A 12,584-nucleotide genomic window follows, 5' to 3' on the forward strand; every position below is an offset into this window, starting at 1 on the left:
CGGCGGAGTCCCGGCGCGGGGCTCAGCCGGCGGCGTCAGGGCGTCGGGCTCAGCCGGCGGTGTCGCGGACGGCCTGGGCGAAGACCTCGGAGCGGTGCTCGAAGTTGCGGAACCGGCCGTAGCTGGGGGCGGCCGGGGACAGCAGCACGACCCCGCCCGCCGGGGTGACCTCCCGGGACAGCCGTACCGCGTCCACCAGGTCGTCGACCAGCTCCGTCCGCACCTTCGGCAGGTTCGCCAGCACCTCGACGATCCGGGCGCCGCTGTCCGGGATGCCGATGACGGTCAGCTCGCGCTCGGCCAGATGCTCGGCCAACGGGGTGTAGTCCAGACCCCGGTCGTTGCCGCCGACGATCACCGTCAACGGCCGCCCGTCGTACGCGTCGATGGCGTGCATGGCCGCGTACGGGCTGGTGGCCAGCGTGTCGTCGACGAAGGTCAACCCGGACGGGTCGATGATCTCGGTGAGCCGGTGGGCGAGCCCCTGGAACTCGGCGACGGCGACGGCGAGGTGATCCTTCGCGGTCACCACGTCGACGCCGAGCGCGTCGAGCACGGCGAGCGCGACGCACAGGTTGCCCTCGTTGTGCCGGCCCACCAGCGGCAGCACCGCACGCGGGAAGAGCGGCTGGTCACCGAGGTGGAACCAGGGAGTGCCGTCGGCCCCGGTGGCGACGTGGGTGGTGTCGGGACGGCCGGCCCGCACCGCGGGCAGCTCACCCAGTTCGGCGGCGAGCCGCGGGTCTGCGCCGTTGACCACGATCGTCTCCGGATCGTGGGCGAGCAGGTTGAGCTTGTCGCGGTAGTACTCCCGTTCCCCGCCGTGCGCGTCCAGGTGTTCGGGGAACAGCGCGGTGACCACGGCGACCCGGGGTGAGTCGGTGAGGTCGCTGCACTGGTAGCTGGACAGCTCCAACACGTACAGCTCGGCGTCGGGCAGGTCGAGGGTGGGCACCCCGATGTTGCCGCCGAAGACGTTGGATCGGCCCATCGCGGTGAGCAGGTGACTGATCAGGCTGGAGGTGGTGCTCTTGCCCTTGCTGCCGGTGACCCCGACGGTGCGGGCGGCGTGGTCGGCCATCCACAGGGCGGTGCCCTGGGTCACCGGGACGCCGCGTCGCCGCAGCTCGACCAGCCACGGATGGGTCTGCGGCACTCCGGGCGAGCGGACCACCACGTCCGCGGCGGCCAGCCGGGCGAAGCCCTCCTCACCGCTGACCAGCGGCGCCGCCTCGGCCAGCGGCCCGTCCCACGGCAGGGACAGGAAGTTGGCGCTGTCGTCGACGGCGACCAGCTCGGCGGGGCCGTGCGCCGCGATGGCGGTCACAGCGGCCCGGCCCTCCCGACCGGTGCCCCAGACGGCGACGGTACGTCCGCGCAGGTCAGACAGGCGCACGGGGCTCTCCTCGGGGGTCACGGCGGCGGCTGGCGGGGCCCGGTCCGGACACGGCCGGACGAACCAGGGCCTAGTATGGCGTGTGCCCAACGAGCAGCTCCGGCGGATGGACGCCTTCACCTTCCCGTCCTACTCGATCGACTTTGCCACCGGCGAGGTGTTGTTCGACTACGCGTTGACCGGCCCGGGCGGCGAGCAGCGGTTCACCGAGGTGATCACGCTCCCGCTGCCGGCGGAGCCGCCGTCGGACGAGACGGTGGCCACCCTCAACCGGGTCCTGGAGGTGCTGCACCTCGTCGCCGGGGTCAGCTACTACAAGACCGCCGCGCCGCCCCGACTGGTGCTGCCGGCGCCGCTGGGCGCGGCCACCGTCGACTACGTCACGGCCGTCTACACCAAGGGCCTCGCCGAGTACGCGTACCGCAACGAGCTGCCGTACGTGCTGGAACTGCGCCCGGAGGTGCCGGCCGGCTCACCGGAGTCGCCGCGCGTCTACGACAACTCCGACCGTCGCCCGCTCTCGGCCGTCGGCGGCGGCAAGGACTCGATCGTGAGCCTGGAGGCGCTGCGCCGCGCCGAGTTGGACCCGGTGCCGTTCTCGGTGAACCCGAACCACGTGATCGTCTCCGTGAACGAGGCGTCCGGGCTGACCCCTCTCGCCGCCCGCCGGCGGATCGACCCGGTGCTGTTCGACCTCAACGCCGCCGGCGCGCTGAACGGCCACATCCCGGTCACCGCCATCAACTCCCTGATCGCGGTGGCGACCGCCGTGCTGCACGGTCTGGGGCCGGTGGTGATGTCCAACGAGCGTTCCGCGTCCGATCCGAACCTGATCTGGAACGGTCACGAGATCAACCACCAGTGGTCCAAGGGTGTGGAGGCCGAGGGGCTGCTGCGAGGGGCGCTGGCGGAGCACGCCGGGCTCACCGAGCCGTACTTCTCCCTGCTGCGGTCGCTGTCCGAGCTGCACATCGCCCGGCTGTTCGCCGAGTTCACGCGGTACGACGACGTGGTGACCAGTTGCAACGCCGCCTTCAAGCTGCGCGACGCGTCCGAGCGCTGGTGCCGGAACTGCCCGAAGTGCCGATTCGTCTTCCTGGCCATGGCGCCGTTCATGCCCCGGGAACGGGTCACCCACATCTTCGGCGGCGACATGCTCGCCGACCCGGACCAGATCCCCGGCTACCGGGAGCTGCTGGGCGTCGACGGGCACAAGCCGTTCGAGTGCGTGGGCGAGGTCGAGGAGTCGGTGGTGGCGCTCGGCCTGCTCGCCGAGCAGGACCAGTGGCGCGACGCCCCGGTGATCAACGCCCTGGCGGAGGCGGTCCCGGAGACGGCCTGGTCCGCAGTGGCGCACACGGACGTCTTCACCCCCGGCGGCCCCAACCACATCCCCCCAACCTACGCAAAAGCCCTAACCTCCCTCTCCTAACCCCCCCACCCCGCCTACCCACCCCACCCCTCCACCCGCTTGCTCGCGGTGATCAAGAGGTTGGCGTCACGGAAGAGGACTTTCCTGACGCCAACCTCTTGATCACAGGGGGGAAGTGGGGTGGAGGCGGGGTGGGGGTCCGGGGGTTAGGGGGTGCGGACTGCTTCCAGGGCCAGGAGGGCCACGTGGAGGGAGAGGCTCGCCTCCACCGAGTCGAGGTCCACGTCGAGGATGCGGGCTATCCGGGCCAGACGTTCGTAGAACGCCGGTCGGGACAGGTGCGCGGCGGCCGCGCCGGCTGACTTGTTGCGCCCCTGCTCCAGGTACGCGCGCAGGGTGTCGAGCAGCCGCTCCCGGGGATGCTGGGCGTCGTACTCCAGGAGTGGGCCGAGTTCCCGCTCGACGAAGGTCTGGAGCCGGGGCTCGTCGCGCAGCAGGTGCAGCAGCCCGGCCAGACCCACGTGCGGCAGCCGGAAGACGGGCAGGTCACGCCGGTCCCGACGGGCGGCCTCGGCGATCTGCCGCGCCTCGACGAGCGACCGTCGGGCCTCGCGCAGACTGTTCACGCCGGATCCGGCGGCGACGATCACCCCGGCGGAGGCGTTGGACGCGGCCCGGCCCGTGGCGGCGTCGAGGCGTACCCGACGAAGGGCGTCGGCGAACGTGGACAGCGCGCGGTCCTCGGCGGCCGGGTCGGTCAGGGCCAGGAGCGCGCCCACCGAGTTGTCGTCGACGGCGCTGGTCAGCGCCGCCAGTTTGGTTTCCCGCAGCGCCTGGCCGACGTCCTCGGAGAGGTCGCGCAGCCGGGCCTGACCGGCTTCGGGGCCACCCTCGCCGGCGGGGTCGTCGGCCCGGTGGCGGACCATCACGCCGACGAGGTGCCGACGGTCCAGCGCCACACCGAGCGCCTTGGCACGCAACGCCACCTCGTCGACCGGCCGGGAGTGGTCGAGCAGAGCCGTGAGCAGGGTGCGGTGGAGCTGCCGTTCCAACCCCTCGGCATCGCGGCGGATCAACCGGCCCAGCGCGAGGGTGGACGCGGCCCGCTCGACGAGGATGCTCAGCCGGTTGGGGGGAGCGGCAGTGGGCGCGTCGCCGCTCGCCGGCCAGCGCAGCAGCAGCCGTCCCCAGTCCTGGCCCCGGGCGCCGACGACGGTCACCAACCAGCCGTTGTCCGGGTCGTACGCGGTGCGCCCGGCTGGCCGGATACGCCGGGAGTGCTGCTCCCAGCCGTCCAGCAGCAGCTCGGCGCTCTCCCCCGCCGGGTCGTATCCGAGGACCTGCCGGGACAGGTTCTCCAGCACGACCGGGCACCCGGACAACTCGGCGGCCTGCCGGATCACCTCGGCCGCGTCGGCGCCCTCGACGGAGAGGTCGGTGAACCGCTGGTGGATCTCCTCGGCGGCGCGCAGCTCGGTGAGCTGCGCGTCGACGATCAGGGCGTGCACCGCCTCGGTGATCCGCACGAACGGGGTGGCCCGGCGCAGCTCGACCAGGGGCAGGCCGCGCCGCTCCGCGGCGGCGATCATCACCCGGGGTACGCCGCTGACGTAGCGGCGGCCCAGCTCGACGACGAGCCCGGAGACGCCGACGTCGGCGAGGTCGCCGATGAACGCCCGCAGCCCCGCGTCGTCGGCCGGCAGCCCGATCCCGGTGGTGAGCACCAACTCGCCGCCGCCGAGGAGGGTGGCGATGTCGGGCACCTCGGCGACGTGCACCCAGCGGACCGGGCGGTCCAGCCCGGCGTCCCCGGCCACCACGCGCGGAGCACCGTGGCGGACGGGGTCCAGGGCCAGAACCTCACGGACGGTAGGGAACACGGCCGTCACGCTACCGTCCGTGACCCCGGACCTCGACCGGCCGGGTACCCGATCAGTCGACGCCGAACTCCATGGCCGCGCGGTCGAGCGCCTCGTCCTCGGCGGTGGCGACGCCCCGGGAGGCGATGGCTTCCGCGCCGCCCTCGGGCATCGCGCCGATCAGCCCGGTGGAGGCCGCCTGCGCCGCGCCGATCATCCGCTGGCTTCCCGCGCCGCCGACCATGCCGAGGGAGGCGTACTGCTCCAGCTTGGCGCGCGAGTCGGCGATGTCGAGGTTGCGCATGGTGAGCTGACCGATCCGGTCGGACGGACCGAACGCCGAGTCCTCGGTACGCTCCATCGACAGCTTGTCCGGGTGGTAGCTGAACGCCGGGCCGGTGGTGTCGAGGATCGAGTAGTCCTCGCCCCGCCGCAGCCGCAGCGTCACCTCACCGGTGACCGCCGTACCGACCCAGCGCTGCAACGACTCGCGCAGCATCAGCGCCTGCGGGTCCAGCCAACGGCCCTCGTACATGAGGCGACCGAGGCGGCGACCCTCGCTGTGGTAGTTGGCCAGGGTGTCCTCGTTGTGGATGGCGTTGACCAGCCGCTCGTAGGCGGCGTGCAGCAGCGCCATGCCGGGCGCCTCGTAGATGCCCCGGCTCTTGGCCTCGATGATCCGGTTCTCGATCTGGTCGGACATCCCCAGGCCGTGCCGACCGCCGATGGCGTTGGCCTCCAGCACCAGGTCGACGGCGCTGCCGAACTCCTTGCCGTTGATCGTCACCGGGCGGCCCTGGTCGAAGCCGATCGTGACGTCTTCGGTGGGGATCTCCACCGACGCGTCCCAGAACTTCACGCCCATGATCGGGCTGACCGTCTCGATGCCGGTGTCGAGGTGCTCCAGGGTCTTCGCCTCGTGCGTGGCGCCCCAGATGTTGGCGTCGGTGGAGTACGCCTTCTCGGTGCTGTCCCGGTACGGCAGGCCGCGCTCGAGCAGCCACTCCGACATCTCCTTGCGCCCACCCAGCTCGGTGACGAAGTCGGTGTCGAGCCACGGCTTGTAGATGCGCAGCATCGGGTTGGCCAGCAGGCCGTAGCGGTAGAACCGCTCGATGTCGTTGCCCTTGAAGGTCGAGCCGTCGCCCCAGATCTGGACGTCGTCGGCGATCATCGCGCGGACCAGCAGGGTGCCGGTCACCGCCCGACCCAGCGGGGTGGTGTTGAAGTACGCCCGCCCGCCCGAGCGGATGTGGAAGGCGCCGCAGGTCAGCGCGGCGAGGCCCTCCTCGACGAGGGCGGCGCGGCAGTCGACGAGTCGGGCGACCTCGGCGCCGTAGCTGAGCGCGCGGCCGGGGACCGAGCCGATGTCGGGCTCGTCGTACTGGCCGATGTCAGCGGTGTACGCGCAGGGAATCGCGCCCTTGTCGCGCATCCACGCGACAGCTACAGAGGTGTCGAGGCCGCCGGAGAAGGCGATGCCGACACGTTCGCCGATGGGCAGGGAGGTGAGAACCTTGGACACGGGAAAGATTATTCAACAAGACGCATGGTCATGCAAGCGTATCGGCGCGTCCCAGTTCCCAGAACGCCACGGCCGCCGCGGCGGCGACGTTCAACGAGTCCACACCCCGCCGCATCGGCAGGACCACCCGCACGTCGCTCGCCGCCTGTGCCGCCGCCGTCAGGCCGGGGCCCTCGGCGCCCAGCAGCAGCGCGGCCCGCTCGCGCTGCGCCGGAGTCAACAGCTGCATGGGTACGGCATCCGGCGCCGGCGTCATGGCGAGCACGGTGAACCCCGCCTCCCGCACCTCGTCCAGACCGGCCGGCCAACGGTCGAGCTTGGCGTACGGCAGCGCGAAGACCTCCCCCATGCTCACCCGCACGCTGCGCCGGTAGAGCGGGTCGGCGCAGGACGGCGACAGCAGCACCGCGTCGATGCCCAACGCGGCCGCGCCCCGGAAGATCGCGCCCAGGTTCGTGTGGTTGTTGACGTCCTCCAGGATCACCACCCGGCGCGCGCCGGCGAGCACCTCGGCCGCCGTCGGCAACGAACGGCGGTGGAACGACGCCAGCACCCCCCGGTGTACGTGGAAGCCGGTGGCCTGTTGCAGCACGTCCTGGGTGGCGGCGTAGACGGGCGCGTCGCCGGTGTCCAGGTCGGCGAGCTGGTCGACGCGCTTGGCGTCGACCAGGTACGACCGGGCCGGGTATCCGGCGCGTAGGGCCCGGCGCAGCACCAGCTCGCCTTCGGCGATGAACAGGCCGTGCGGTGGCTCCCAGCGAGTGCGCAACTCGACGTCGGTGAGCGCGCGGTAGTCGGCGATCCGGTCGTCGTCAGGGTCGGTGATCTGGTGGACGGGCACCCGACGATTCTGCCGGACGGCCGGCCGCCGCTCCGACGTCCGCCCCGCGGGGGTGTTTTGTGCTGCCGGGAACGGGAACGACCGATCGTGTACCGGACTCGACGGGAAGGACCAGCCAGGTGAGCGCAGACCACACGGCACCGGCCGAAGGGGGCACCCTGCCCCGGCGTCCGACCGTCGCGGACCACATCGTCTCCCGCCTGTTCAGTTGGGGCGTACGCCGCTACTTCGGCTATCCCGGCGACGGCATCAACGGCATCACCTCCGCTCTGCAACGCACCAACGAACGCGCACAGTTCGTCCAGGTGCGGCACGAGGAGACCGCCGGGTTCGCCGCGTCGGCGCACGTCAAGTACGGCGGCGGGCCGCTGGGGTGTGCGCTGGTGACCAGCGGCCCCGGCGCCATCCACCTGCTCAACGGCCTGTACGACGCCAAGCTCGACCACCAGCCCGTGGTCGCCCTGCTCGGGCACACGGCGGTCACCGCCGAGGGCGGTGGTTACTACCAGGAGGTCGACCTGCTGGCCCTTTACAAGGACGTGGCGGCGGCGTTCCTGGCCCAGCTCGACCACCCCGCGCAGGTACGCCACTTGGTCGACCGGGCGTGCCGTACGGCGCTGGCCCGGCGTACCGTCACCGCGCTGGTGCTCCCCTCGGACATCCAGGACGAGCCGGCCGTCGTGGATCCCCCGCACGCGCACGGCTACTACCACACCAGCAACGTGCCGAGCAGCACGCCGACCGTCCCTCCGACGGCCGACGTGCGCCGCGCGGCCGAGGTGCTGCGCGGCGGCGAGCGGGTGGCCATGCTGGTCGGGCAGGGCGCGCTCGGCGCCGAGGACGAGGTGCGCGAGATCGCCCACCGGCTCGGCGCCGGGGTGGCCACCGCGCTGCTCGGCTTCGCCACCGTCGACCACCGTGAGCCGTGGGTGACCGGTGCGATCGGGCTGCTCGGGACGCGGCCGAGTTGGCAGCTCATGACCGGCTGCGACCGGCTGCTGATCGTGGGCAGCAACATGCCGTACTCGGAGTTCTATCCGCCACCCGGGCAGGCCCGCGCGGTGCAGATCGACCTGGACGGCACGCAACTCGGGCTCCGGTACCCGACGGAGGTGAACCTGACCGGCGACGCCCGGCCCACCCTGCGGGCGCTCCTGGACGAGCTGGGCCCCGGCCCCGGACCGACCGCCTGGCGGGCGGAGATCGCCGAGGCCACCTCGGCATGGCGACGCGCCCAACGCGACCTGGCCGAGCAGACCGCCGACCCGGTCAACCCGCAACTGCTGTTCAGCACGCTCAGCGACCGGCTCCCCGACGACGCGATGCTCGCCGTGGACTGCGGCACGGCGACCGCCTGGTACGCCCGGCACGTGCAGGTCCGGCCCGGGATGCTGGCCAGCCTCTCCGGCACGCTGCTGTCCATGGGCGGCGCGATGCCGTACGCGCTGAGCGCCAAGTTCGCCCACCCGGACCGGCCGCTGATCGCGATGATCGGTGACGGTGCGATGCAGATGAACGGGGTCAACGAGCTGATCACGGTGGCGAAGTACTGGCGCGGCTGGGCCGACCCGCGGTTCGTGGTGCTGGTGCTCAACAACCGGGATCTGGCGTTCGTGAGCTGGGAGCAGCGCTCCAGCGAGGGCACGCCGATGTTTCCGGACAGCCAGCAGCTCCCGGACATCGGCTACCACCAGTGGGCGCAGGTGCTCGGCCTGCACGGTGAACTCGTCGACTCGCCGGAGCAGGTGACGGGCGTCTGGGACCGGGCGCTCGCCGCCGACCGCCCGGTGGTCATCAACGCCCTGGTCGATCCGGCCGAGCTGATGCTGCCGCCGCACTTCACCGCCGAGCAGGCCCGCAAGACCGCCGCGGCGGTCCTGCGCGGCGACACCGACTGGGCCGGCATCATCCGCCGCGGCCTACCCGCGACGATCGCCAGCTACCGCCCCCGCCGCCGGGAGCGCTGAACCTGACCTGCTCCTCCGCGATCTTGCACTTTCAGTGGGGACAAAGCGCCACAGGAGCAGTGAATCGGCAACCGAAAGTGCAAGATCGCGGGGATGGTGGGGCGGGGTCCGGGGGCGCTAGCCGTCGTCACCATCAGGGCTGGACAGGGCTTCCCGTGCGGTTTGGAGGATCTCGTCCGACAGGGGTGTCTGGCCCACCGCTCGGGCCAGCGTGAGCGCACCGACCATCGTCGCGAGATCGACGAGCGCCAGCCGGCGGGCTTCGTCCCCGTCCCGGCCGGGCGCGTCCTCGATGTCCGTCAATCGCCTGATGGTCTCCTGAACACCTACCGCGTACGACGTGCGGAGCGGGCTGCCGGCGGGCGACCGGGCGGCGTCGGCGGCCAGCGCGGTATTGGCACATCCCGTGCCGGGTGTGTCGCGATGCTCGGGCGACAGGTAGTGCCGCAGCAGCGCGGCCCGTGCTTCCGAGGAGTCGGGGAGGTCGTCGGAGAACTGGTCCAGCAGGGCCAGGAGTTCGCCGAAGGCCGTCGTCGCGGCGATGCCCAACAACTCCTCCTTGGAGCTGAAGTGCTTGTAGAACCCTCCGTGGGTCAGCCCGGCGGCACCCATGAGGTCCTGCACGCTCATGCCCGCCGCGCCGCGTTCACGGAGCAGTCTCGAGGTGACGGCCACCACTTCCTCGCGGTGTCGCGCCGCTTCCGCACGTGACGTCCTGCCCATCGCGCTCCCCCTCTCACGTGCTCTCCGGTCGACCCGCCAATTATAGAGTACGACTCTAATCCAAAACTTGCCGCCGCCGCAGACCTCGGTTAGATTATCTGCGTCATCTAAAACTCGGAGGGTTGGAGATCCCCATGAGCACCTACCTGATCAACCACCTGCGCATCCCCGGCGGCATCCCGAACGAGGCAGGGCTGTCGTACCTGGAACAGGTCGAGGCCACCGTGCACCCCTACGGCGGCAAGTGGCTCGCCCAGGGCGACGTGGACGTGGTCGAGGGAGCCTGGCCCGGCTCCGTCGTCCTGATGGAGTTCCCCACCCGCGCCGACGCCGAGAAGTGGTACAACTCGCCGGAGTACCAGGCGATCCTGCCGCTTCGGACGAACAACGCGGTCTCGGACATCATCCTGGTCGACAGCCTGGCCCCGGACTTCACCGTCGCCGGTTTCGCCCAGCAGGTGCGCGCCGCGATCTCGGCAGCCTCCGCCAACAGCTGAGGCTGCGCCCGGGCGTGGGTCACTCCGCGGTCACCGCCGAGCCTGGCGGTGGCCCCGGATTGTCTTGACCCAGCCGCGGACCCGTGGAAACAGCGCGGCGGCCCGGCCCGAGGTGGGCCGGGCCGCCGCTGAGATCCGGGGGTCAGCCCCGACGGTCGAGCCAGCGTTGCAGGGCCGAGCGCGGGTCCTGCTCCGGGGTGGGCTGCTGGCGTTCGGGGACGGCCGGGCGCTCCACCGGGCGGCGGGGTTCACCGGCCAACTCCTTGCTGGGCGGTGCGAACGCCTTCTCCGGCTGGCCCTTCACGGCGGTGGCGATGACCCGCGCGACCGCGTCGATCACCCTGCTCTGCACCGCCGAACCCACCGAGTCGCCCGGGTCGTCGGGGTTGGCGGCGATGCCCGCGACGGCCACCTGCGGGGTGAAGCCGACGAACGTCTCGGTGGCGTTCTCCTCCGAGCTGCCCGTCTTACCGGCCACCGGCCGGCCGTCGAGGATGTCGTTCACCCCGGTGGCGGTCCCGCCGTTGCACTGCCCGTACGGCGACTGCTGGCCCACCGGGCAGCGGGCCGCGTCGGTCGCGGCGCGCGCCACGTCGGCGTCGAGGACCCGTCTGCAGGACGGCTCGCCGACCGGCACCTTCGTGCCCGTCGAATCGGTCACCGAGACCACCGGCAGCGGCGTGCAGTAGGTGCCCTCGGCGGCCACCGTGGCGTACGCGTTCGCCAGGTCGAGGGGGGTGGTGGCGGCCACGCCGAGGGTGAACGATCCCCAGTTCGCGGCGTTGTTCTTCGCGAACGCGGCGTCGGTGTCGGCGCGGAACGAGATGCCCAGCCGCTGCGCCATCTCGACCACCTTGTCCTGGCCGACCTGCTCGGCCAGCCACACGAAGTACGTGTTCACCGAACGGCCGAAGCCGTCCCACATCATCCGGTACCCGTCCATCCAGTCCGGGTTGGCGTTTGCCGGGCACCAGTGGCCGTCACAACTGCCCGGCCCCTCGGCCGGGTACCGGGTGGGCAGCTTGGCGGGGGCGTCGAACCCGGTCGAGAGGGTACGGCCCGACTCCAGCGCCGCGAGCATGGTGAACAGCTTGAACGTCGAGCCCGCCTGGTACCCGTCGACGCTGGCCCCACCGGAGATCAGCGGGTTGACGGTGTTGGGGTAGTTGGCCTGCCCGGCCGGGTTGTCGGCGAGGCTGTAGTGCCGGTTGACCGCCATGGCGAGCACCCGCCCCGTGCCCGGCTGGACGGCCGCGATCGGCAGGGCGCGCTTGTTGTCGTACCCGTAGACCTTGGTGGCCTGTTGCTGCGCGGTGGCCTGGATCTTCGGGTCGAGCGACGTGACGACGGTGTACCCGCCCGACCGCAACGCCTGCTCGCGCTCGGCGGGGGTGGCCCCGAAGGCCGGCTGGGTCAGCCACCACCGGCGCAGGTAGTCGCAGAAGTAGCCCCAGTCGTCGTGCCCCTGGGCGACAGCGGTGCAGCCGTTGGGCTGGGCGGTGGGGTGCAGGGCCAACGGCTCCGCCTTGGCCTGGGCGGCCTGCGCGGCGGTGATCGCCCCGGTGGCGACCATCGAGTCCAGCACGTACGACCGGCGGGCCAGAGCCTGGTCCTTGTCGCCGCTGATCGGGCTGTACGCGTCCGGGGACTGCACCAGGCCGGCGAGCAGCGCCGACTCGGCAAGGGTCAACTGCGCCGGCGCCTTCCCGAAGTAACGCTGGCTGGCCGCCGCGATCCCGTACGCGCCGGAGCCGAAGTAGGCGATGTTCAGGTACCGGCCGAGGATCTCGTCCTTGCCGAGGCTCTTGTCCAGCGCGCCCGCGTACCGGATCTCCTGGATCTTCCGACCGACGGTGGGGTCGGTCGCGGCGGCGCGCTCCTCGGGGGTACGGGTCGGGTCGGTCTTGAGGACGTTACGCACGTACTGCATGGTCAGGGTGGAGCCGCCCTGCTCGGTGCCTCCGCCCCTGACGTTGGCGACCAGCGCCCGGGCCAGGCCGCGCAGGTCCGCGCCGCCGTGGTCGTAGAACCGCCGGTCCTCGGCCGCCACGATCGCCTGCCGCATCACCGGGGCGATGTCCGCCAACGCGACGTCGGTCCGGTTCACGTCGTAGAACGTGGTGATCAGCGTCTTGCCGTCGTTGGCGTAGAGGTACGAACGCTGCGGCGTGGCCGGGGTCTTCAACGAGGCCGGCAACGCGGCGTACGACCCGATCGCGGCGCGTGCGGCGAACCCGACCAGCAGGTTGCCCGGCAGCGCGGCCACGGCCAGGACGAGCCCGGCCAGCACGCCGGCGAGCAGCACGGTGAACAGCCGCGACAGCGGCGAGCGGGAGGCGGCCATGCAACCCAGGATTGCCACGGTTTGTGGCAATCGACCAAGCCTGGGCCACGATTGTCAGGC

Annotated in this window: 9 protein-coding genes; 3 read left to right on the top strand and 6 right to left on the bottom strand. The window is 71.8% G+C overall.

The window, feature by feature from the left end; genetic code table 11:
* Positions 1-49: 49 nt before the first annotated feature.
* A complete protein-coding gene (gene murD / locus ACTFTM_RS22005; protein ID WP_449562375.1) occupies positions 50-1,396 on the bottom strand; it encodes a UDP-N-acetylmuramoyl-L-alanine--D-glutamate ligase in 1,347 nt (448 codons plus the stop codon).
* An 82-nt stretch (positions 1,397-1,478) separates the two neighbouring features.
* On the opposite strand from murD, the gene ACTFTM_RS22010 reads away from it, so the two are divergent.
* Positions 1,479-2,828, top strand: coding sequence for a hypothetical protein (locus tag ACTFTM_RS22010; protein WP_449562376.1), 1,350 nt, complete (start codon positions 1,479-1,481; stop codon positions 2,826-2,828).
* Positions 2,829-2,974: 146 nt separating this feature from the next.
* On the opposite strand, the gene ACTFTM_RS22015 is transcribed toward ACTFTM_RS22010, so the two are convergent.
* The 3 genes from ACTFTM_RS22015 to ACTFTM_RS22025 are packed head-to-tail and all read right to left on the bottom strand — an operon-like array spanning position 2,975 to position 6,993.
* Positions 2,975-4,648 carry a PucR family transcriptional regulator gene (locus ACTFTM_RS22015; RefSeq protein ID WP_449562377.1) on the bottom strand — a complete coding sequence of 558 codons (1,674 nt, stop codon included), beginning with the start codon at positions 4,646-4,648 and terminating at the stop codon, positions 2,975-2,977.
* A gap of 52 nt (positions 4,649-4,700) precedes the next feature.
* Entirely contained in the window at positions 4,701-6,152 is a 1,452-nt protein-coding gene (argG, locus tag ACTFTM_RS22020; protein ID WP_449562378.1) for an argininosuccinate synthase, read from the bottom strand.
* 28 nt (positions 6,153-6,180) lie between these two features.
* Complete coding sequence (locus tag ACTFTM_RS22025) at positions 6,181-6,993, bottom strand: TrmH family RNA methyltransferase (RefSeq protein WP_449562379.1); 813 nt, start codon at positions 6,991-6,993, stop codon at positions 6,181-6,183.
* A 119-nt stretch (positions 6,994-7,112) separates the two neighbouring features.
* On the opposite strand from ACTFTM_RS22025, the gene ACTFTM_RS22030 reads away from it, so the two are divergent.
* Positions 7,113-8,960, top strand: coding sequence for a thiamine pyrophosphate-requiring protein (locus ACTFTM_RS22030; protein WP_449562380.1), 1,848 nt, complete (start codon positions 7,113-7,115; stop codon positions 8,958-8,960).
* Between the two features lie 117 nt (positions 8,961-9,077).
* Here ACTFTM_RS22030 and ACTFTM_RS22035 read toward each other — a convergent pair whose 3' ends face one another.
* Positions 9,078-9,638 (bottom strand): TetR/AcrR family transcriptional regulator, encoded by a 561-nt coding sequence (locus ACTFTM_RS22035; RefSeq protein WP_449562381.1) that lies wholly within the window; start codon positions 9,636-9,638, stop codon positions 9,078-9,080.
* Positions 9,639-9,817: 179 nt separating this feature from the next.
* Between ACTFTM_RS22035 and ACTFTM_RS22040 the strand changes: the two genes are divergently transcribed.
* On the top strand, positions 9,818-10,180 hold the full coding sequence (locus ACTFTM_RS22040; protein ID WP_449562382.1) for a DUF1330 domain-containing protein: 363 nt from the start codon (positions 9,818-9,820) through the stop codon (positions 10,178-10,180).
* 142 nt (positions 10,181-10,322) lie between these two features.
* Here the strand turns inward: ACTFTM_RS22040 and ACTFTM_RS22045 are convergent, their stop codons facing one another.
* Complete coding sequence (locus tag ACTFTM_RS22045; RefSeq protein ID WP_449562383.1) at positions 10,323-12,524, bottom strand: transglycosylase domain-containing protein; 2,202 nt, start codon at positions 12,522-12,524, stop codon at positions 10,323-10,325.
* Positions 12,525-12,584 lie beyond the last annotated feature (60 nt).

Source organism: Micromonospora sp. RB23 (assembly GCF_053585025.1).